Origin of the sequence: Pseudomonas lactucae (assembly GCF_016937615.1) — a bacterium.
In the GTDB taxonomy this organism is placed as follows: domain Bacteria; phylum Pseudomonadota; class Gammaproteobacteria; order Pseudomonadales; family Pseudomonadaceae; genus Aquipseudomonas; species Aquipseudomonas lactucae.
Genome location: NZ_JAFHKI010000098.1, coordinates 1 through 19,933, shown reverse-complemented (window position 1 = coordinate 19,933; position 19,933 = coordinate 1). Strand labels below are relative to the sequence as shown.

Annotated in this window: 12 protein-coding genes and 2 pseudogenes; 4 read left to right on the top strand and 10 right to left on the bottom strand. The window is 63.0% G+C overall.

The window, feature by feature from the left end; genetic code table 11:
* Positions 1 to 40 precede the first annotated feature (40 nt).
* The 5 genes and pseudogenes from JWR98_RS18185 to pbpC form a co-directional block, all read right to left on the bottom strand.
* Positions 41 to 598 (bottom strand): DUF4136 domain-containing protein, encoded by a 558-nt coding sequence (locus JWR98_RS18185; RefSeq protein ID WP_205490726.1) that lies wholly within the window; start codon positions 596 to 598, stop codon positions 41 to 43.
* Between the two features lie 42 nt (positions 599 to 640).
* Entirely contained in the window at positions 641 to 1,237 is a 597-nt protein-coding gene (locus JWR98_RS18180) for a DUF4136 domain-containing protein (RefSeq protein ID WP_078731392.1), read from the bottom strand.
* A gap of 24 nt (positions 1,238 to 1,261) precedes the next feature.
* Positions 1,262 to 2,011, bottom strand: coding sequence for a methyltransferase (locus JWR98_RS18175; protein ID WP_078731391.1), 750 nt, complete (start codon positions 2,009 to 2,011; stop codon positions 1,262 to 1,264).
* On the bottom strand, positions 2,004 to 2,312 hold the full coding sequence (locus tag JWR98_RS18170; RefSeq protein ID WP_003188211.1) for a MazG-like family protein: 309 nt from the start codon (positions 2,310 to 2,312) through the stop codon (positions 2,004 to 2,006). The genes JWR98_RS18175 and JWR98_RS18170 overlap by 8 nt, the downstream gene beginning before the upstream one ends.
* A 90-nt stretch (positions 2,313 to 2,402) precedes the next feature.
* Positions 2,403 to 4,732 (bottom strand): annotated as a pseudogene (pbpC, locus tag JWR98_RS18165) (peptidoglycan glycosyltransferase PbpC).
* Positions 4,733 to 4,822: 90 nt separating this feature from the next.
* Between pbpC and JWR98_RS18160 the strand changes: the two are divergent.
* Positions 4,823 to 5,116 (top strand): hypothetical protein, encoded by a 294-nt coding sequence (locus tag JWR98_RS18160; RefSeq protein ID WP_078731389.1) that lies wholly within the window; start codon positions 4,823 to 4,825, stop codon positions 5,114 to 5,116.
* A 76-nt stretch (positions 5,117 to 5,192) separates the two neighbouring features.
* Here the strand turns inward: JWR98_RS18160 and JWR98_RS18155 are convergent, their stop codons facing one another.
* Positions 5,193 to 10,094, bottom strand: a complete 4,902-nt coding sequence (locus JWR98_RS18155) for an alpha-2-macroglobulin family protein (RefSeq protein ID WP_205490724.1) — start codon at positions 10,092 to 10,094, stop codon at positions 5,193 to 5,195.
* Between the two features lie 236 nt (positions 10,095 to 10,330).
* Between JWR98_RS18155 and JWR98_RS18150 the strand changes: the two genes are divergently transcribed.
* A complete protein-coding gene (locus tag JWR98_RS18150) occupies positions 10,331 to 11,674 on the top strand; it encodes an MATE family efflux transporter (protein WP_078731387.1) in 1,344 nt (447 codons plus the stop codon).
* Between the two features lie 49 nt (positions 11,675 to 11,723).
* On the opposite strand, the gene speA is transcribed toward JWR98_RS18150, so the two are convergent.
* The 4 genes from speA to JWR98_RS18130 form a co-directional block, all read right to left on the bottom strand.
* Positions 11,724 to 13,637 (bottom strand): arginine decarboxylase, encoded by a 1,914-nt coding sequence (gene speA, locus JWR98_RS18145; RefSeq protein WP_003171491.1) that lies wholly within the window; start codon positions 13,635 to 13,637, stop codon positions 11,724 to 11,726.
* A gap of 143 nt (positions 13,638 to 13,780) precedes the next feature.
* Positions 13,781 to 14,152 carry a translation initiation factor Sui1 gene (locus tag JWR98_RS18140; RefSeq protein ID WP_005784408.1) on the bottom strand — a complete coding sequence of 124 codons (372 nt, stop codon included), beginning with the start codon at positions 14,150 to 14,152 and terminating at the stop codon, positions 13,781 to 13,783.
* An 88-nt stretch (positions 14,153 to 14,240) separates the two neighbouring features.
* Positions 14,241 to 14,777, bottom strand: a complete 537-nt coding sequence (locus JWR98_RS18135; protein ID WP_205490723.1) for an NUDIX hydrolase — start codon at positions 14,775 to 14,777, stop codon at positions 14,241 to 14,243.
* 2 nt (positions 14,778 to 14,779) lie between these two features.
* A complete protein-coding gene (locus JWR98_RS18130) occupies positions 14,780 to 15,757 on the bottom strand; it encodes a DUF2333 family protein (protein ID WP_370694842.1) in 978 nt (325 codons plus the stop codon).
* A 389-nt stretch (positions 15,758 to 16,146) separates the two neighbouring features.
* On the opposite strand from JWR98_RS18130, the gene JWR98_RS18125 reads away from it, so the two are divergent.
* Both JWR98_RS18125 and JWR98_RS30265 read left to right on the top strand, forming a co-directional pair.
* The gene (locus JWR98_RS18125; RefSeq protein WP_205490722.1) at positions 16,147 to 17,817 is read left to right on the top strand and encodes a response regulator; all 1,671 of its coding nucleotides are present in this window, start codon (positions 16,147 to 16,149) and stop codon (positions 17,815 to 17,817) included.
* 1,499 nt (positions 17,818 to 19,316) lie between these two features.
* Positions 19,317 to 19,832 (top strand): annotated as a pseudogene (locus tag JWR98_RS30265) (methyl-accepting chemotaxis protein); the annotation flags it as partial.
* Between the last annotated feature and the right edge of the window lie 101 nt (positions 19,833 to 19,933).

The window sequence follows — 19,933 nt, the reverse complement described above, 5'->3', positions numbered from 1 at the left end:
ACTGACAGAGCCCCCTCCCACAGAGGTTTTGCAGTGAGCTTCAGTGTGGAGGATAGGCAGAGAGAATCCGGGCGACCGTGGTGCGAATGGCGTTGCTGCGATCCTCGGGGTTGGGCGTGCTGCTCATCAGTTGTTCGTCGCTGCCGCGCCACACCAGTTTGCCGTCCTTGCCGTCGAGCAGGTCGATCTGCAGGGTGGCGACCTTATAAGTGATGTTGCGCGTTTCGTTGTACATCGGCGCGCCCCAGTAGCCGTTCCACGGGCCGCCCCAGGCGCCGCCGTAGTTGGTGGTGACTTGTTGCTGACGGTCTTCGACGATCAGGTAGGCCTGCACGTTCACGTCAGCCCGGGTGCCGGCCGCCGCCGGGCGCAGGCCGCGCTGGTCGAGTTGTTCGCCAACGGCCTGGCGGATGCGTTGTTCGGTAAGGTCACTCCTGATACGCGGATCATCGGGGCGGTATTGCAACGCCGGGTCTTTCCAGGCCCAACTGCGGTAGGCGCCGAAATCTCGGCTGGCATCAAAATCGTGGTTGACCTGGCTGGTCTGACAACCGCCCAGCAGCACGACAACGGCAAGCATAGCGATGCGACGAAACATGATGATCTCCAAAACGACCCAGCCTTTAAATGAGAATAGCGGTTAACGCGGAGGATACGCCGCCATCGCCTTTTGCACCGCCTGGCGCAGTGCATCCGCGCGTTCGCCGAGGCTGCCCTGGCTGGCGGTTTCAGCGCTGGTGCTCCACACCGGCTGGCCAGTGCGCGCGTCAAACAGATTGACCCGCACCACGGCCACCGTCACCTCATAGGTGCGCACGATCGGCGCCGAGTTGTACATGCCGTAGCCGTTGCCATAGCGGTTATAGCCGCCGTAGCCGTAGTCGTCCTGGACTTGTCTGAGGCGCTTCTCCAGCCGCACATCGGCGCTCACCAACAGATCGGGCGCGCGTGTGTCATGCAACGGACGCAAGCCGCGCTGGTCGAGGGCACCGCTGACCGCTTCGGCGATTTGCGCCGAATCCGCCCACGCCGTGCCCGCCGGCAACTGGCCGTTGCGCCAGGCCCAATTGCGATAGGCGCCGTAATCGCGCACCGGCGCCGGGTAGGCGCTGGCATCAAAGGTGCTGGCTGCCTGGACCGGTGCCGGCGGCATCGGGGCCGAGGCTGCGACATAGGGATTGGGGCTTGAGCAAGCGCCCAGGCCGAGGGATAACAGGATCAAACAGAGACGACGCATTTCGACCTCCGCAGACTAGGCCGCTTAAACCGGACGGCAGATCCAGTGCAAATAACGCCCAAGTCCGGCAAAGCTTGGGTGACGACGGTGAGCGAGTTCCATCTCTATAAGGTCCTGAAGATTGGCGCGGGCCTGGAATTCCACCGGCATATAGTCGTGGAACACCCGCACCCCACTTTGGCTTTCGACCTGCCACAGTCCCTGGAGTTGCGCCGCCAATTCGCGTGGGTCAAGGGGTTGTTGCGGGGTGAGGCTTTGCTTCTCGCCGGCCATATCGTTCTTGCGCATTTTGCGGAAGTGGCCTTTGAGCAGATTGCGGTAAATCAGCGCATCGCGGTTGTAGAACGCCAGGGACAGCCAGCCGCCGGGCACCGTCAACTGATGCAGCACCGGCAGGATTGCATGGGGTTCGGCCAGCCATTCCAGCACGGCGTGGCACAGCACCAGATCGTAGGGTTCGGTGAGTTGGCCGAGCAAGTCCTGCCAGGGCGCATGGATAAAGGTCGCGGTCTGCCCGGCTTCGGCAAACCGCTGGCGCGCGCCGTCGAGCATCGGCTCGGCGGGTTCGGCCAGAGTCACCTGGTGCCCGCGCTCGGCCAGCCACAGCGACATATGCCCCAGGCCTGCGCCAATATCCAGCACGCGCAAGGGGCGATCCGGCAGCGCTTCGGCCAGATCGGCCTGCAACACCGCCAGGCGAATCGCGCCCTTGGCGCCACCGTAGATCTTCTCGGCAAAGCGCGTGGCCAACAGGTCGAAATGGCGATCACTCATGGGCAAACCGCCGTTCGCTGTCGGCCAGTTTGGCGCGCACCACTTCGTTCATGTCCAGGCCCAGCTCGCTGCACAGCAACAGCAGGTACAGCACGATATCGCCGACTTCCTGCCCGGCGTGGGCGAGTTTATCGGCAGGCAACTGGCGCGATTGGTCTTCGGTCAGCCATTGGAAGATTTCCACCAGTTCGGCCATTTCCACACTGGCGGCCATGGCCAGGTTTTTCGGGCTGTGGAACTGCTTCCAATCGTTGGTATCGCGGATGCGGTGCAGGCGTTCGGTGAGGTGTTCGAGGTTCATGCTGGGCTCCTGAAGGTGTGTAGCTTCGGGGGGATGCGCCTTGAAGGCAAGTGAATCACTTGTAGTGACCTTCAGGCCCCTATCGGCGATTTAATCAACAACACTGAATTCCAGGCGTGCTGTTTGGCCAGCCTCATCAAGGACACTGAGCTGATAACGCCCCAACCGCTCGAAACTGGTATTGATGAAGTCCTGATTGGCACTGTCCCCCAGCGGCTCACCGTTGAGAAACCACCAGCGTCGGCCGCTGCCGCCCAGGGCGGAGAGTTTCAGGCGCAGGACTTGCTGGCTGCCGGCGGGCAGGCGTAGCTGGTCGCCTTCGCGGATACCGACAATCGACAGCGGCGAAGAGGCCGCCAAGGCCGGCGGCGGGCAGTCCGGGTCGGCCGCGGGATGCGCGCCTCCCGGCGCTCCGCCCTGGGCAGCCAGGGTTCCAGTGGCGCCGGCCACAAGGCGATATTCCGGGCCACCGCGCCTGGGCAATGGGCATCCACCCGCAGCCCCTTGGCATTGACCCAGACACTGTCCATCAACCCCACGCTCAGCGGTTGGTCCAACGCTTGCAAGGTCGGCGGCGTGGTGTTGTCCAGCGTCCAGGCGAAGCGTTGGCGCCGGCAATTGGGATCGCTGCGGCTCATGGGCTGGCCCAGCGGCCAGCAGATCGCCGCCACGCCGACATTGGCCGGCACCGGTTTCACGGGGGCGCTGATGCCGCGCTGACTGTCGCGGTTGGTCAGCACGTCGTGCACCTGCAACATCAGCGGCGCCGCCGAAGCCAGGCCGAACTGACCCGGCACCGGCGTGCCGTCCGGTCGGCCGATCCATACGCCGATCAAATAGCGCGGCCCCACGCCAATTGCCCAGGCATCGCGAAAGCCATAGCTGGTGCCGGTTTTCCAGGCCAGCACCGGGCGCTGTACCAGCTCGGCACGCGGATCGCGGTCCGGTCGCGCCTGGCCACTGAGGATCCGCCGCACAATCCAGGCCGACCCTGGCGACAGTAACGGCCGTTCTCTAAGCGTGTCATCCGGTTGAAATCGCAGGGTCGCGCTCTTGCCGTCGCGGGCGAAGGCGCTATAGCCGCTCACCAGGTCTTCCAGCCGACTGCCCGCACCGCCGAGGATCAAGGCCAGATTGGGCTCGGCCAACGCCGGCAATACCAACGGCACACCGCCGATGCGCATCTGCGCGGCAAAGCGCTTGGGCCCGTAAGCCTCCAGCAACTGCACCGCCGGCAGGTTGAGTGAACTGGACAACGCCGTACTCGCCGGCACCGCGCCGGTAAAGCCCATGGAGAAGTTGCCCGGCCGGTAGTCCCCGTAACGCCGGGGTACGTCCTGCAACAGCGATTCGGAGTGAATCAACCCTTCATCCAGCGCCATGCCGTACAGAAAGGGTTTCAAGGTGGAACCAGGCGAGCGCAGCGCGCTGATCATATCCACATGGCCGAAACGTTTGGCGTCGCTGATATCCACCGAGCCCAGGTAAGCGCGCACGGCCATGCTCTCTTCCTCGACCACCAGGATGGCGGCGGAGGTGTGTTCCGGCAACCGCGCACGCCAGCCCAACAGCAGGTCTTCGAGGCGGCGTTGCAGGGTAGCGTCCACGGTGGTGCGAATCAGCGGCGGGCTGTCGGGGCGGTTCAGGCGGCGCGCGAGCAGCGGGGCAAGGCTCGGCTCCAGGCGCGGGGCGAGCAACAGCGGTTCTTCCAGGGCTTCATCCACGGCCGGTTGCGGCCATACCTGGAACTCGCCCAAGCGGCGCAGCACTTTGTCCCGGGCGGCCTGGGCGCGCTGCGGGTGACGGTCCGGGCGCAAGCGGCTCGGCGCCTGGGGCAACACCGCGAGCAAGGCGGCTTCGGCATGGGTCAGTTGCGCCGGGGACTTGCCCAGGTAGGCCCAACTGGCCGCCGCAACGCCCTGCAAGGTGCCGCCAAACGGGGCGCGGTTCAGGTACAGGTTGAGAATCTGTGCCTTGGACAAGTGCCACTCCAATTGCGCGGTGCGCCACAGCTGGCGCAGCTTGCCAAGGAAGGTGCGCGGGTGCGGATCGAGCAAGCGCGCCACCTGCATCGACAAGGTGCTGCCACCCGACACCACCCTCGCGCCGGTGAGGTTCTGCCAGGTCGCACGGGCCAGCGCCAGCGGGTTTACGCCGGGGTGCTGGTAAAACCAGCGGTCTTCATAGGTGAGCAGCGCGTCCAGGTAGTACGGCGAGACCTCGCTGGTTTGCACGGGGTAACGCCACACGCCATTGGCATCGGCAAACCGCCACAACGGCGTGCCATCCTCGGCCAGCACTACCCGCGCCAGGTCGTCCTGAGGCAGGGGCAAGGGCCAGATGCGGTCGGCCAGCCACAGCAGGGCAATCACTAGCAGCAGGCTAGCCAGGGTCCGGCGCACAACTAAACGCAAATTCAAACGAGCAAACCTCTATGCTTGTAGGGAACTAGCCCGTCGCAATAACAACCAAAGGCACAGACACGCCCACCCTCTGATCAGGACACACACATGCAGGTAGAAAGCTTTTTCGAATGGTTGGGCCAGGCGCTCGGTTCCGTCATCCGGTTTATCGTCGACGGCCTCAGCGGACTGTTCGGTGCCCTGACCCATGCCGGTGGCAACTTTATCGAAGGTCTGTCACGCACGTTGGGCATGGACACGTCGATCATCAGCATCCTCACGTTGATCATCGGTCTGATGTTGTTGTACTCGGCGGTACGTGCGTTCATGCGGGCGTCGGTGATCATGGGGATTATCTGGTTGATGCTGGGCCTGTGGCTGCTCAGTTGGGTCGTGCACTGACCCCTTAAAAGCACCGCTTGTCCCTGTGGGAGGGGGCTTGCTCCCTCCCACATTGTCCCCATTCCAAATCGAGATATCAGCGGCCCTTGACCACCAGGTCCGCCGGGGTTTCTCCCACCGCCTGCCAGTTCGGCCGGTACATCGACTCCACCTGCGGCGGCGGCACGCGGTAAGTGCCCGGCGTCACAGCACGCGCCAGGTACAGTAGGTGCGTGGTGCCATCGCTCTCCAGGTTGATCGCCGCCACATAACGGTCATCGCGGAACTCCTGATGTTTGAGCGCCGCGTTCTGCATCGACTCGCGCCACTCCTTCACTTGGCTGCTGGCGTTTTCCAGGCTGGCGGCGCTTTGCGCCAGGTTCTGGTTTTCCAGTTCCAGGCCGGCGGGCAGCAGGTCGACCACCAAGGCATCCGGCACACGCTGCTTGGCGCTGACCGCCAGATGCACCAGTACCAGGTCACCGCTGTTGAGGTTGCGCAGGTTCAGCGGCTGGCCGTTCATGCCCAGGTATTCGCGGCGGATGCTCAGGTTGTCGCCACCCGGTGCCGGGGGCACCTGCGGATAACCCGAGATCGTCAGTTGCTGGTACACCGGCGCCTCGCTCTGATTGCTCAGGCTCAAGTCGCTGGACAGCAGCTTGCCTTCCAGTTCAAGGGTTGAATGCTGGTTGTCCAACGCTTGCCCACCACCACTGCCGGTAAGCGCCACCTGCCAGTTCGCCTCAGGCTGGGCAAACCCAAGCCGCCCGGCGAGGAACAGCGAATTGCGCTCCTGGGTCGACAGGTACGGGCTGGCCGCCAGCTGGTCCGACAGGCTAAACAAACGTTCCTCGCGCTTGCCCTTGGCCAAGTCATTCTCCTCCAGCAAGGCCAGGATCATCGCCTGGTCCCGCAGCGGGCTGCCATAGTCGGCCAGCCATTCCTTGGCGCTGCGCTGCGTCGCCAGACCGGCCTGCAACGCTTGGTCCGCGCGTGGCTGGTCGCCCATCTTTTGCAGGGCGATCGCCAACTGCACCAGCGGCAACCCGGAACGCGCGTCGCTGCGCCGCTCGAAAATACTGCGCAACGCACCCAACGGCGCCTGCTGACTGCGCGCCAACACCATGCCCGCATAGGCCTGCACGGCAAAGCGCGTGTGTTCGGCGTTGTCGCTGTAATCGACCTCGATCAGGTTGCGCTCCTGCACATACCGCAACAGGCGTTCGCTGGCCTTCTTCAGCGCTTCAGGCGGCACGGCGAAGCCCTGGTCGCGGGCGCGCAACAGGAAGTCGGTGACGTAGGCGCTCAGCCAATACTCTTCTTCGCCATCGGCGCCCCACAAACCGAAGCTGCCGTTGTAGCGCTGCATGCCCAGCAGGCGTTCGATGCCCAGCTCGATCTTGCGTTTACGCTCGGCATCCGGCTCGCCCTTGATGCTCAGGCGCTTGAGCAACGCGTCATCGGCATACAAGGAAGGATAGAGGCCACTGGCGGTCTGTTCCAGGCAACCGTAGGGGTATGCCTTGAGCGCCTTGATCTGTGCCCCGAGATTCAGCGGCGGCCGGCTCGACAGGCTCAACAGCGCTTCGCGCCCCGAGGGATCGAATTGATCAAGGGTTCCGGCAGGCAAGCTCCACGGCTCGCTTTTAAGCACCGCGCGGTAATGCTTGAGCAGCGCCGGGTAGGCAGGGCGCACGCCCAAGGTCCATTCACGGCTGAACGGCGGCAGGTTTTCACCCGGCAGGTCCAGCCCGTTAACTGTCACCTTCACCTTGCCCTGGCCCAAACCACCCCAGGCTTTGACCGGGATGCGCAGCGTGGTGCGCTGGCCTTGCTTGAGCTCAACGGTTTGCGCGGCACTGTTGACCAGCTCCAACTGGCCGTCGGCACTCAGTTGTACTTCCAGCTTCTGCGCCTTGCCCGACAGGTTGGACAGGTCCAACGCCAGGGTGGTCTGGTCTCCGCCCGCCAGGAAACGCGGCGCCGACAGCTCGGCGATCAGCGGCGCGGCGATCACCGTCTTGGCTTCGGCCATGCCATAACGATCATCGCTCCAAGCCTGGGCCATCAGGCGCAGTTCGCCGTTGAAGTCAGGGATATTGACGCTGACTTCGCCCTCGCCTTTGTCGTTCAGGGTCACCGGCGCGCTTTGCAGAGCGACGATGGTCACGCTGGTGTCCGGGCGCTTGCCGCCCTTGGCCAATGCCGCGTCACCACCGAAGGCCAGGCTGGCCAGGCGGCCCTGACCGGCTTCGATCAACTGGCCGTAGATATCGAACTGGTCCACGCCATAGGCCTTGCGGCCGAACAGGCTGGAGTAGGGATCGGGCGTCGGGTACTCGGTGATATTGAGGATACCCACGTCCACTGCCGCCACCAGCACATTCACCTGCCTGGGTACGCTGCCGTCGGCATTTTTGGCGGCGATTTTCACCGTCAGCGGTTGTTTGGGGCGCATTTTTTCCGGCGCGGTGAGGGTCACGCCCAGCTTGCGCTGGGTGCGATCCAACGGCAGGTGCAGCAGGCCCACAGCCCGTTTGGGGGTGATATTGGCTTTGCGCTCGCCGGGACGAATCACCAATGCACTCACGTACAAGTCGTGGCGCGACCATTTCGGGTCGAGCTTCACCGCGAAGCTTTTGCCTTCGGCCGGCACGTCGATTTCCTGCCACCACAACGGCCCTTCGGCGGACTCCACCAGCAGGTAGCCTTTACCGGCGGCGGGCGGCGTGACCGTGACGTTGGCGGTATCGCCGTCGCCATAGGCCGGTTTATCCAGCGCCAGCTTGACCTGATCGGGGCGCACGGCACCGCCTTCGGTGTTGTCCTGAGCCTGGTAACCGGCCCAGAAACGCAGGCTGCTGACCAGACCGGTCTGCGGGTCCTCGACTTCCACGCGGTATGGCCCCCACTCCACCTGGAAGCTGACCTTGGCGGTGTCGCCGGCCTTGATGTTCAAGGTCTGCTCGTCGAGGTTGAGGAATTTCTCGTTGTAGTGATAGCTCCAGCCGTCGCTGTCCGAGTAGTTCCAGTAGTAGTCGCGACGCTCACGAACCAGGCGCACCTTGAGGTTCTGCGCGGCGAGTTTCTGCCCCTCAGGGTTGGCCAGCAGCACTTCGAATTCCGCCGGGCCATCGCCATTGGTTTCAGTGCCGTCAAACAGCCCACGCAGGCCCGGCAACCGCTCGGCCGGCCAGATCGGCTGCACCAGGCGCCGAGTGATCGGCCGCCCGCCTGACTCCTGCAGGCTGGCCTGCACGATCAGTTGCAGCGGCGACTTGGCCTCGGACCATTTGCTTTCCAGGGTCAGCTTTTCCTGGCCCTTGGCGTCCAGTACGCTCTCGTCCAGCTCGAAATCCTGGCTCAGCTCCTCTTCGGTGACGGAACCAAACTGGTAACCCGGCAAGGCCTTGACCGCCTCACGCAACGGCCGCACATAGACTTGCCCGCTGACCCGATTGCCGGAAGCCGGCGCGCCGTACAGGTAGCGCCCGTTGACCTGAATCACCGGGTTATCCGCCGGGCTCAGCGGCGTGTCGCTGCCCTTGAGTTCCAGCGCCAGACGCTCGGGCAGGAAGTCTTCGACGAGGAATTCATACAGCTGCGGCTTGCCATCGCCCAAGTCAAACACCAACTGCCAGCGCCCGGTCGGTGCTTCGCCGGCCAGTTGCAGTGAGTATTGATAGAGGCCGGACGCATCGGCGTCCCACACGAACTTGCGGCTGACCTGTTCGTCCGGGCGGCGCACTTCGACACTCACAGGTTGCGGCTTGACCGCCTTGCCGTCCTTGTCGCGCAGCAGCGCATTGAGCAGCACGGTTTCGCCGGGGCGATACAGGTCGCGTGGACCGAACACAAAAAATTGCAGCGGGTGCGACGGCTGGCCACCGATATCGAACTCCGCCAGGTCCAACGCGGCGCTGTCGAGGCGCAACAGGCTGGTCTGCTCGCCCTGCTTGGCCAACAGTACCTGGGCTTTTTTCGGCAACGGCAACTCAGCGTGGCCGCCCTTCTCGGTCTTGCCCTGGCCCACGACGCGGCCGTCGGCATCGAGCACTTCCAGGTCCACGCCATCCAGCGCCTTGCCGCCGTCCAAAGCCTGGGTAAACACATCCAGGCGATTGGCGTAGCGGTGCACCGACAGGCCGATATCACTCAAGGTAAACAGCGTGGCCGGTTGCGAATAGTTGTAGGTGCCCGAGGCACGCATCACCGCCAGGTATACGCCCGGCTGCTGCAGTTGCTTGAGGCCGGCGATGGGCAGCAACAGGGTTTCGCGGGTGTTGCGTGCCGGGTTCAGGTCGAAACGGCCGCCGTAGACCAGATCGGCCAGCGGCAGCAATTCGCGCGACTCATAACTTTGCAGGCTGGTATTGCGCCCCCATTGCGCCAGGAACGACGGCAGCGATTCGGGCTTGATACGGAAGAATTCGACGTCGATCTTGTCGACGTTCAGCGCGATCACCGGCAGCCCCTCGGCCAGGCGCGTGGGCAACAGCGTGCCACGGCTGGCGAAGCCGACGGTGGCTTGCAGGTCGCGGGTTTCCAGGCGGGCGGTGTACTCGGTGGCGAGCTTGTTATCGTTGACCGCCTTGACCCCGGCGTCCACCGTCAGCACCAGTTTGCGCTGCGGTTCGAGGTGGCGCAGGCGCAGTTCCATCAGGTTATCGGACAGTTCCCAGGCGCCGTCGACCTTGCCGGACTTGCTGTCCACCAGGTGCAGTTTGTCGGCGAATTTCTGATCAGGGTCCAGGGGAATGGAAAAACTCACCGACAAGGTACTGGCGCCGTCCAACTGCACCTCGGACACGTCAACCACGCTCAACTCACGCCCGGCGTAACGCTGCTTCAACGCCGCCACATCCACCGCCGCCTTGACCGGTTTCGGTGCAGCGGTCGTGGCCGCCGCAGGCGCTGTAGGGACAGCCGGTTTGTCGGAAGAATCGCAGGCGCTCAGCAGGGCCAGCGCGCAAGCGAGGAACAGTCCTTTGTTAAGCATGGGGCACTCATCGTCAGAGGGAACCGAGGGTGTGAACTATATATCAGCGTCGGCCAAGCCGATGTGGCGCTGGTCACATTGACCGACGGAGGGTGGTTTTGTTCTGGATGAGCCTGAAGCCAAGCCAAATCCCACAGCCTCTGAAGATCAAAATGAGGGAGCGGACTTGCCCCTCCCATATTGGTTCTACTGCGTAGCGGGTGGCAGTTACAATGCCGCTCCCCGAAGGAGCCCGCATGCCCACCTTACTCACCGACTGGCGCCACCGCCCCACTCACCGCCGTGTATGGGCGTTGGCTGCGCCGATGATCCTGTCGAATATCTCGGTGCCGCTGGTGGCCCTGGTCGACAGCATGGTCATCGGTCACCTGCCTCATGCCCATCAGCTGGGCGCGGTGGCCGTCGGGGCCAGCCTGTATACCTTTCTCGCCTGGGCCATGGGGTTTCTGCGCATGGGCTCCACCGGTTTCGCCGCCCAGGCCGCCGGGCGCAATGACGGCGCGGCATTGCGGCAAATCCTGCTGCAAGGTTTGCTGTTGGCGCTGGGCCTGGCGCTGCTGCTCGGCACCGTGGGCATTCCCCTGAGCCACCTGGCCCTGGAATGGATGCAGCCTTCGCCTGAACTGAACCTGCTGACCCGCGACTTCTTCCACACTCGCCTGTTTGGCCTGCCCGCGGCGCTGGCCAGCTATGCCCTGGTCGGCTGGTTCCTCGGCACGCAGAACGCCCGCGCGCCGCTGGCGATCCTGCTGACGACCAACCTGGTCAACATCGCCCTGAACCTGTGGTTCGTCCTCGGCCTGGACTGGGGCGTGGTCGGCTCCGCCCGCGCCTCGGTGATCGCCGAATGGACCGGCGCCCTGCTCGGCCTGGCCCTGACGCAAAACGCCCTGCGCGCCTATCCCGGCCATATCGCCTGGGCCGCGCTGAAGCGTTGGCAAAGCTGGCGCCCGCTGCTGGCGGTGAACCGCGATATTTTTATCCGCAGCCTGGCGTTGCAGTCGGTGTTTTTCATGATCACGGTGCAGGGCACGCGGCTGGGAGATGCCACCGTCGCCGCCAATGCGCTGTTGCTCAACGGCCTGTTGCTGACCGCGCACGCACTGGACGGCTTGGCTCACGCAGTTGAAGCGCTGTGCGGTCACGCCATCGGCGCACATGATCGCCAAGCGTTAAGGCGATCATTGGTGGTTGCTTGTGGTTGGTCACTGATCGCCAGCCTCGGTTTCGCCCTGCTGTTCACCTTTGGCGGGCACCTGTTTATCGCCATGCAAACCGATATTCCCAGCGTGCGCGAAACGGCGGACATTTACCTGCCTTACCTCGCGGCACTGCCGTTGATTGCGGTGTGGAGTTATTTGCTCGATGGCTTGTTTATCGGCGCAACGCGCGCACGGGAAATGCGCAATGGGATGGTGCTGACGGTGCTGTTGGTGCTGCCGGTTGCGTGGGCGTTGCAGGGGCTGGGTAACCACGGGCTGTGGATAACCTTCCTGCTGTTCATGACGGTACGCAGCCTGACCCTGTGGGCGATAGCCTGGCGGCTGAATCGCCAAGGGCAGTGGCTCGTTAGAAACTGAAGGAATAAGGTCCAAACGTGGGAGGGGGGATTGCCCCCTCCCACATTTTTTATGAGGACAGGTAGGAGGAGCGGGTCAAGCCAAGGCGCAACGCATCCAGGAACTGGGTGCGCTCACTGGCACTGATCTTCGCGCTGGCGCACTTGTCACGGTAGTGAGTCATCAACTCCTCCGGCGACAAGTGCACGTAGCGCAGCATGTCTTCGATGGTGTCGTGGGTCTCGATCCCGGCGCTGTACACCGAACCGTCTTCACGCTGGTAGATGTTCACCGAGTCGGTGTCACCGAACAGGTTGTGCATGTCGCCCAGAATCTCCTGGTAGGCGCCTACCAGGAAGATGCCCAGCAGGTAGTCTTCGCCCTCGTTCAAGGCGTGTACCGGCAGGCTGGTTTCGATGCTCTGCTCGTCGACGTATTGCTTGATCTTGCCGTCGGAGTCGCAGGTCAGGTCTTGCAGCACGGCGCGACGCAGCGGTTCTTCGTCGAGGCGGTGCAGCGGCAGAATCGGCAGAACCTGACCGATCGCCCAGGTGTCCGGCAGGCTCTGGAACACCGAGAAGTTGCAGATGTACTTGTCGGCCAACTTGTCATTGAGTTCGTCCAGCACCTGGCGGTGCGAGCGCTGGCGGGCTTTCAACGAGTTATGCAGGCGGCGGCATACCGCGAAGTAGCACTGCTCGGCCAGGGCTTTTTCGGCCAGGGTCAGCTTGCCGTCGGCGTACTGGGTGGCCACGTCGCTCATGTAGTGAGTGGCGCGCCAGTAGGTTTCGGTGACCATCTCGATATCGGTCGGGCCGAGCAGGTCCACCAGCCACTGCACGGTTTCCGGCAGGCTTTCCTTGTTTTCGATCTTTGGGATTTCGTCGTTGTGTTTCTCGACGTCGGTCACCTGCACCACCAGCATGGCGTGGTGGGCGGTCAGGGAACGGCCGCTTTCGGAGAAGATATTCGGGTGCGGCAGGCTCTGCGCATCGCAGAATTCCTTGAGCATGCCCACGACCACGCCGGCGTAGTCGTCCATGTCGTAGTTGATCGAGCTGGCGTTACGCGAGTGAGTCCCGTCGTAGTCCACGCCCAGGCCGCCGCCGACGTCGATGTGGTCCACCGGCAGCCCGAGGTTGCGCAACTCGCCGTAGTAACGGATGGCTTCCTTGAACCCGTGCTGGTAGTCGGCCAGGTTGGCGATCTGCGAGCCCATGTGGAAGTGCAGCAGACGGATGCCCTGGTCCAGGCCGGCTGCGCGGAAGCGCTCGACCACCGACAGCAACTGCGCCGCCGACAGGCCGAACTTGGATTTCTCGCCACCGGTGTCCGCCCACTTGCTCGACGCCAGGGACGACAAACGCACGCGCAGGCCGACCTGCGGCTTGACCTTGAGGCTCGCGGCCTCTTCGATCACCAGGCCGACTTCGGATTCTTTCTCGATCACGATAAACACGTTGTGGCCGAGCTTCTGGCCCATCAGCGCCAGGCGGATGAATTCACGGTCCTTGTAACCGTTGCACACAATGGTGCCGCCCTTCGGCGCCAGGGCCAGCACGGCCAGCAGCTCAGGCTTGGAACCGGCTTCCAGGCCGATGGACACGTTCTGGGTAGCGATGATGTTTTCGATCACCGCTTCCTGTTGGTTCACTTTGATCGGGTACAGCGCGGTGTACTTGCTCTGGTATTCCAGGCGCTCGATGTTCGAATCGAAGGCGCCGGTCAGCTGGCGTACACGGTCTTGCAGGATGTCGGGAAAGCGCACCAGCAGCGGCAGCGACAGGCCGCTTTTACGCAGTTGGTCGACTTGCTCGTACAGATCGACCGGCGTGCTGTTCGGGCCGTTCGGACGGACTTCAACGCGACCGGCTTCATTGATCGCGAAATACCCGGCCCCCCAATGGCGAATCCCGTAAACACTGCGGCTGTCCGCAACTGTCCATTGGCTGCCATCGTCTTTGCGTGTGCGTCGTACGGACATCGAAGTCCCCTATAAATGAAGGCGAAGGCGCCACCTCTCGTTCGAGGCTGGCGCAGTCTAAAGAATGAAAATGACGATTTGCCTGTAAGAAGGTCAGACCCCACTAGCAGGACAGAGTTTAGACACAGGTTGGGAAGAGGCCTTCAGCCGCCGGACTTCTTGGCCTTGTAACCGAGCTTGATCAGCTCGGCCAACAGCAGTTCGACGTGATCGCCCTGGATCTCGATGACCCCGTCTTTCAACGCGCCACCAGTGCCACAGCGCTTTTTCAGCGTGGTGGCCAATTCCTTGAGCGCGTCCTCCGCCAGCGGCACGCCGGTGATGGTGGTCACCGTCTTGCCGCCACGGCCCTTGCTCTCGCGTCGCACGCGGGCAATACCGTCGCCTTCGGGGATCAGGGTCTGTTTGCAGGTGCACGAATCCACGGGCTGACGGCAGTCCGGGCAGTGTCGACCTGCGTCAGTGGAAAATACCAGGCCACCAAGGGCGGCGAAGGATGCGGCTTTCTTGGCCACCGGCAATCCTCTAGGGGATGAAAAGTGGCGCAGTGTAACGGCAAAAAGCGAAGTTGCTAAGGGCCAAATGGCGCCATTTCATGCAACTTTAGCGACGTAACGCCAGATAGCGCCGCAGGCCCTCTTGAGCGTCCGGGCAGTAGGGCTTTTTCTTGGCGTCCCGCAAGACGGCCTTCACCGGCAAAAAGCGCGCCTCCATGACTTCTTCCGGTTGCAGGCACAGTAGCCCGTCCCATACGGCGGAGTAAGACTTGCACCACAGCCTGCTGTCGCCGTCTTCAAAGAAGAAATGGTCATGTTCGGTCAATACCACCCCGCTGACGCCGAGTTCTTCTTCAAGCTCACGGGCCGCCGACTCGGCGTAGCTCTCCCCTGCCGCGACCATCCCGCCGGCCGCCGTATCCCAGAAACCGGGATACAGCGCCTTGCTCAAGGTGCGCCGATGCACACACAACTCACCCTGGGAGTTGAACAGGAAGATAAAGGTGCAACGACCGATCAGGCCGCGCCGGCGCAGATCGGACCTGACAAGGTGCCCGAGCAGGTTGTCCTGATCGTCGACCCAGCAGATCAGTTCAGCATCGGAGGCCAGGCGATGCGCGGCCTCCTTTTGACTAGCGTCCATCATCAACCCTGATTGAGGAGCTGACGCAAATCGATCACTGCAGCGTTGGCCCGGGAAATGTAATTGGCCATCACCAGCGAGTGGTTCGCCAGTACACCGAAGCCACTGCCATTGAGAATCATAGGACTCCACACCGGTTCCTGCGAGGCCTCCAGCTCACGAATGATCTGGCGCACGCTGACCGTGGCGTTTTTCTTGGCCAGTACGTCGGCAAAGTCGACTTCGATGGCACGCAGCAGGTGGGACAAGGCCCATGCCTGGCCACGGGCTTCGTAGAACACGTTATCGATCTGCATCCATGGGGTTTCCACCACTTCTTCGTCGACCTGCGGCACTTCACCCGGCGCCAGGGCTTCGGTTTTCAGGGCGGTGTTCAACTTGACCCGACCAACACTGGCCGAAAGACGTTGCGACAGCGAGCCCAAGCGGGTGGCCACATCGCCCAGCCAGTTGTTCAGGTTGTCGGCGCGTGCATAGAACAGCGCGCCGCGCTGGTTCGGGTCGGACAGGCGCGCTTCGTAGCGGCTCAGGGAGTTGATGCCTTCCTGGTATTCCGACTCGCTGGAGGGCAGCACCCAGCTCTTGTTGTCGAAGTTGAAACGCGGCTCGGCCTTGGCCAAATCGGCGTCTTCGGCCGACTGCGACTGGGAACGGGCAAAATCTTTACGCAGGGCGCGGGTCAGGTCGCGGACCTGCACCAGCACGCCGTATTCCCAGCTCGGCATGTTGTCCATCCACAGGCCTGGCGGGAAACGGTCGTTGGAGATATAGCCACCGGGCTTGTTCAGCAAGGTGCCGACCACGGTCTTGAGGGTTTCGACGGTGGTGTAGCCCACCACCATTTGCTTGCCTTCCTTCTCGGCCGCAATTTGCGCGTTTTGCTGGACCGGGAACAGCGCCGGTTCTTCGCTCCAGTACCAGCCCAGGGCGCCGGTGACCAACAGGTACAGGCCGAGGACGCTGAGCACCGCTCGGCTCATCAGCAGAGTACGAAAATAGCTGCGGTTGGCCGACTTGGGCTCAGGGGCGGGGCCTTTGGTACTGCCTGCGCGGTTTTTCCAGTCCAGCATGGCGATATCCTTTCAATCACTTGAGTTCATGCACTTCAACGGGCGGCGTGCGTTCACACACTCCGACAGCAACCCTACCCCATCGTGCCAGCCAATGCGGGGCTTTTCATCAAACTGGCGCGTGCGGGAAGTTCGACTATAAAGGATGCACGCTTTTTACGCTGCGTGACCATCAGGTCATTAACTGAATGCAAGGGCCTCACAGTTAATTGATGTATGACACTCATACGATCGAAAAGAGGTGCTAGCATAGAGCCATCAGTTCGACCTCTGCATGCACCCTCACTAGTAGTCAGGATATGACCGAGCCAGAAGACCCCAGCCGCGAGCGTCTCAAGCAGCATTTTGCCCAGCGGGTAATTCATCAGGCACGTCAAATTCTTGAGATCTGGCAGCGCCTGCAACGCAGCGAATGGTCGAACACCGACCTTTGCGAACTCAGCGAAGCCAACCTGCGCCTGCTGCGCTTTGCCGAGCGTTTCGAACAACCCGAGCACGGCCAGCTGGCGCGCCATATCGGTGAATCGCTCAAGGCCGTGGACGAAAATCGCGGGCGTCTGAGCAGCCAACTGATCACCGAAATCAACCGCTTGATGCAGCGCCTGTCCCGTACCGGCCTACGCCAGGGCGACCAGTTGGAACAGACCTTCCTGCCGCCGATGCGCAAGCCGATCTACGTGATGCTGGCCGATCACGACCGCGCCGAGCGCCTGGCCAAGCAACTGGAATTCTTTGGCATGAGCGCGCAGTCGCTGGACAGCGTGGCGGCGTTTCGCGCGTCGATGGCCGAGCGCCTGCCCTCGGTGATTGTGATGGATGTGGACTTCTGCGGTGCGGGCCTGGGCCTCCAACTTGCCGCCGAAGCCCAGGAAGGCCTGGAGCACAAGCTGCCGCTGCTGTTTTTCAGCCTGCACGAAACCGACACCCCAACCCGCCTGGCGGCCGTGCGCGCCGGTGGCCAGGAGTTCCTCACCGGCACCCTGGAAGCCTCCAGCCTGCTGGAAAAGATCGAAGTGCTGACCTGCGTCGCTCAGTACGAACCCTACAAAGTGCTGATCATCGACGACTCACGGGCCCAGGCGCTGCACACCGAGCGCCTCCTCAACAGCGCCGGCATCGTCACCCGCACCCTGATCGAGCCGATCCAGGCCATGGCCGAGCTGGCGGATTTCCAGCCCGACCTGATCATCCTCGACATGTATATGCCCGCGTGCACCGGTACCGAGCTGGCCAAGGTGATCCGCCACAACGACCGCTATGTGAGCGTGCCGATCATCTACCTGTCGGCCGAAGATGACCTGGATAAACAGCTGGATGCCATGAGTGAAGGCGGCGACGACTTCCTCACCAAGCCCATCAAGCCGCGCCACCTGATCACCACCGTGCGCAACCGCGCGGCCCGCGCGCGCCACCTCAAGGCGCGCATGGTGCGCGACAGCCTGACCGGGTTGTACAACCACACCCATATCCTGCAACTGCTCGAAGACTGCAGCTTCCGCGCACGCCGCGAGAACAAGCCGCTGAGCTTTGCCATGCTCGATATCGACCACTTCAAGCGCGTCAATGACAGCCACGGCCACCCCATGGGCGACCGCGTGATCAAGAGCCTGGCGCTGTTCCTCAAGCAGCGGCTGCGCAAGACCGACTACATCGGGCGCTACGGCGGCGAAGAATTCGCCATCGTGATGCCCGACACCGACTTGGAGTCGGCCTGCAAGGTGCTGGATGAGATTCGTGGGCGCTTCGCCGAAATTCATTACCCGGCCCAGCCCCAGGACTTGTGGTGCACCTTCAGCGCCGGGCTGGTGGAGCTGTGCGATGACTCTGACAGTTTGATGATGGCCGCTCAGGCGGACGAAGCGCTGTACCGCGCCAAGGGCGCCGGACGCAATCGCGTACAAGCCGCGCACACATCAAAGCAAAGTGCCATCTTTTCACCGGAATCCACTGAATCCGTCATAACCTTGTAATGGAAACGCAATAACTTCAGGCACTTACCTTTTGCTGTCGGTTGAAACCCCGCATGCGCCTGAAGCTGCTGACCAATCTCAATACCCTTCTGCTGGTAGCCGTGTGCCTGGCACTCGGGGCGACGCTGTGGTGGTCGCAACGCGCGCTGGAACGCCCGTATTTGTTGATGGAACGCTACCTGGGGCTGTCGCAGAGCTTTCAGAACCAGGCCGCGCGCAATATCGACGACTACCTGGCCAGCGGCGACGCCCTGCGCTTGAGCGGCGCCAGCCAAAGCCTGGAAAGCCTGCTGCGGGACCTGAATGAATTGCCCGCCGAGCTGACGCAAAACCTGCGCCCCAGCCTGGTGGAGCTGGACGCCTTCAGCAAAACCGACCTGCTCGCCGCCGGCAAGTTGGCCGGCGACCCGCAAGCCCTGTTGCTGCAAGCCGAACGCGAACTGGGCGCGAACCTGGAGCAATTGAGCCAATACGCCATGGGCGTGAACACCCCGGAAGCAGCGCGTTATCTGCCGCCGCTGCTGGCCGCGTCCCAGCATCTGGGCAAGCTGTCCCTGGCCCGCGACAAACTGGTGAGCAGCGGGCGCGCGGAACTGGCCGCCGACGTGGAGCGCGAAGTCGGCAGTATCCGCAGCCAGGCTGACCTGCTGGAGCAACTGCCCTTGCTCGGCGTCAAAGCCAGTACCGAGTCCAACACCGACGATTTTTCCGCCCTGATGGGCCTGCAAAACAGCGAAAAAGTCGAAGCCCAGGACACCGGCGTCGATCTCAAGCGCGAACTCAACAGCTTGCTGACCCGCTACCCCGCCGAACTCAAGCGTACTCGCGAGCAGATCCAAAAACGCGCCGACCTGGCCGCCGCCACCCATCTGAAAATCAACGCGGTACAACAGGCCATCGCCGCGCTTGAGCCGGTGGTACGTGCACAACACGCCATTATTCAGGGCGAAGTGCGGCTGATGCAGGGCGTGATGATCGGCCTGATCCTGTTGATCGCACTGTTGATCGACACCTTGCAACGGCGCCTGGCGCGGGTGCTGACCAACCTGGCGCCGGCCCTGTCGACCTGGGGTGAAGGCAACTTCAGCCAGCCGATCGTCCTGGGCAAGACCAACCGCGAACTGCACGACATCGAAGCCTCCCTCAACCGCTTGCGTGCCTATCTGGTGGACCTGGTGGACACCATTCGCGGCAACGCCCAGGAAGTGGCCGGCAGCAGTCGCGCCCTCGCCGAACTGAGCAGCGGCTTGCATGACGGCGCCGAGCGCCAGGCCGGGGATACCGCGCAGATTCGCGACTCCCTGGGCGAACTGGAAGCCACTATCCAGCAAGTGGCCGGCGATGCCAGCCAGGCCGCCGGTGCCAGCCGCAGCGCGGGCCAGGCCGTGGAGCAAGGCCAACGGGTGATCGGCCTGAGCCTTACCGGCCTGCATGCGCTGGTGGGCGAAGTGCAGCAAAACGCACAGATGATCGAGAAACTCGCCGCCGAGTCCGCCACCATCGGCGGCGTGCTCACGGTGATTCGTTCGATTGCCGACCAGACCAACCTGCTGGCACTCAATGCGGCGATTGAAGCCGCGCGCGCCGGTGAAGCGGGCCGCGGCTTTGCCGTGGTCGCCGACGAAGTACGCACACTGGCCCAACGCACCGCTGGCGCCACTGCCGAAATCCAGGGTTTGATCACGGGTTTGCAAACCGCCGCCCACCAATCGGTGGAAGGCATGCGCGCCCAGGTCGAACACGCCGAGGCCACCGCCCAGCAAGCCCAGGCGGCGGACGGCGCGCTGGACGAAATTGTCGGGGCCATCCAGACGATTTCCGACACGGCGGTGCGAATTGCCGACGTGACCGCGCAGCAGAGCGGTGCAGTGAGCGAAATTCGCGACAACAGCGAACGGATTCACCAGTTGGGTGAGGATAATTTGCTGCGCATCGGGCAAGGGCGTAGCCAGGGAGAGCATCTGCTGGTGCTGGGTGGGCAGCTCAACACCGCAGTCCAAGCCTTTCGCGTATGACCCAATCCCGCGCCCTATGAAGATCAAATGTGGGAGGGGGCTTGCCCCCGATTGCAGAGTGTCAGCCACTGCATGTGTTGGCTGATACACCGCAATCGGGG